Annotated in this window: 2 protein-coding genes; both read right to left on the bottom strand. The window is 74.3% G+C overall.

Going from position 1 to position 1,998, the window contains the following annotated elements:
• Nucleotides 1-1,309, bottom strand: a 1,309-nt coding sequence (gene murJ / locus FV223_RS26320; protein WP_147729687.1) for a murein biosynthesis integral membrane protein MurJ, incomplete at its 3' end; no start/stop codon positions are given.
• A 110-nt stretch (nt 1,310-1,419) separates the two neighbouring features.
• A partial coding sequence (locus FV223_RS26315; RefSeq protein ID WP_147729686.1) for a molybdopterin cofactor-binding domain-containing protein occupies nt 1,420-1,998 on the bottom strand: 579 nt, incomplete at its 5' end.

Below are 1,998 nucleotides of genomic sequence, written 5' to 3'. Positions count from 1 at the left end.
GCCCCGGCGCGGTCCAGCCGCGGCGCCAGGCGAGGGCGACGAGCAGCGCGAGATTGACCCACTGGCTGATCGCGGTGGCGAGCGCGAGCCCGGCGACGCCGTAGGGGCCAGTGAGCCAGAGCTTGAGCACGACGTTGACGGCGATGGCGGTGAGCGAGGCCCAGAGCGGCGTCCGCGTGTCCTGCCGGCTGTAGAAGCTCGCCACCGCCGAGCGCACCAGCACCACCGCAGGCAGCGCCAGCCCGTAGGCGGCCAGCACCGAGGCGGCCCGCGCGGCATCCTCGGCCGAGAAGGCGCCGCGCTGGAACAGGGCGGCCATGGTCAGGCCGGGCAGCGTCAGGAAGGCCACCGTGAACGGGGCCGAGAGCGCGAGCGAGAATCCGGCGGCGCGGTTCTGGGCGGCGTGCGCCCCGGCGACGTCGCCGGCCGCGATCCGCCGGCTCATCTCCGGCAGCAGCACCGTGCCGGCGGCGATGGCGATGACGCCGAAGGGCAGCTGGTAGAGCCGGTCGGCGTACCACAGGGCCGAGACCGCGCCGGTCGGCAGCCAGCTCGCGATGATGGTGTCGGCAAACGTCGCGATCTGGAACCCGGCCGCGCCGATCACCGCCGGCCCGAGCACGGTGAAGAACCGGCGCATCGCCGGATCACGGACGGCCGGCGCGGTGAGCCGCGGCGCGACGCCGGCCCGCCGGCAGGCCCACCACAGCAGCGCGAACTGGAGCACGCCCGAGACCGCGACGCCCCAGGCGGCGGCGTGCGCCGCGTCGGGGAACAGGAAGGCCAGCGCGAACGCCGCCAGCATCGCGAGGTTCAGCAGCACCGGCGCGCCCGCCGCCACGGCGAAGCGGCGCTGCGCGTTCAGCACGCCGGAGAGCAGCGTCACCAGCGTCATGAACAGCAGGTAGGGGAAGGTGATGCGGGTGAGCGCCACCGCGAGGTCGAAGCGCTGCGGATCCTGCGAGAAGCCCGGCGCCAGCGCCCGCACCACCCACGGCATCAGCGGCAGCGCGAGCGCCAGCAGCGCGATCTGCACCGCCAGCATCAGCGTGAAGATCCGGTCGGCGAAACGCTGCGCCGCGCCGTCCGCGCCGGCCTCCGACAGCCCGGCATAGGCCGGCACGAAGGCGGTGTTGAACGCGCCCTCGCCGAAGATCGCGCGGAAATGGTTCGGCAGGCGGAAGGCGACGACGAAGGCGTCGGCCATCGGCCCGGCCCCCATCACCGCCGCCATCACCACATCGCGGCCGAAGCCCGTGACCCGCGACACCAGCGTCCAGCCCCCGACGGAGAGGATCGCGCGGATCACCGGTTCGTCCCGAATGCGAGTGCCGTCACGCCGCCCACCGTTGCTGAAGCCCGGCGGAGGCTTACGGTCGCGGCCGCCGGCAACGCAAGCGTGCGGCCGCTAGGGCCCCGTCACGCCAGGGTCTCGCCGCGGATCGGCAGGCGGCGGTGGCGCTGGCCGGTGGCGTGGTAGACCGCGTTGGCGATCGCCGCGTTGACGCCGATGATGCCGAGCTCGCCCAAGCCTTTCAGGCCGAGCGGGTTCACCTTCCGGTCCTCGTCGGGGACGAACAGGACCTCGATCTCGGGCGTGTCGGCCGCGGTGGGGACGAGGTATTCGGCGAGATCCGCGTTGCGGTAGTGGCCGCGGTCGAGCACGGTCTCCTCCAGCAGGGCCGAGCCGAGGCCCCAGATCATGCCGCCGGCGAGCTGGCTGCGGGCGGTCAGCGGGTTGAGGATGCGCCCGGCCGCGAACGCCCCGAGCAGGCGCGAAACCCGGATCTCCCCGGTCTCGGCGTGGACGCGGACCTCGGCGAACTGCGCGCCGAAGGCCCAGGACAGGTGCTCGCCGCCGCTGCTGAGGGTGATGTGGCCGGCCCGCAGCGCGTCGAGGCTCTTCGCGCCGCCGCCCTCGGGGACGAACTCGGCCAGGGTCTCGATCCCGGCGGGGTCGAGCCGGGCGACCGCCTCGTCGAGCGCCACGCCGCCCCC

It is taken from the genome of Methylobacterium sp. WL116 (genome assembly GCF_008039455.1).
Taxonomy (GTDB): domain Bacteria; phylum Pseudomonadota; class Alphaproteobacteria; order Rhizobiales; family Beijerinckiaceae; genus Methylobacterium.
This window is presented reverse-complemented; position numbering and strand designations above follow the sequence as displayed.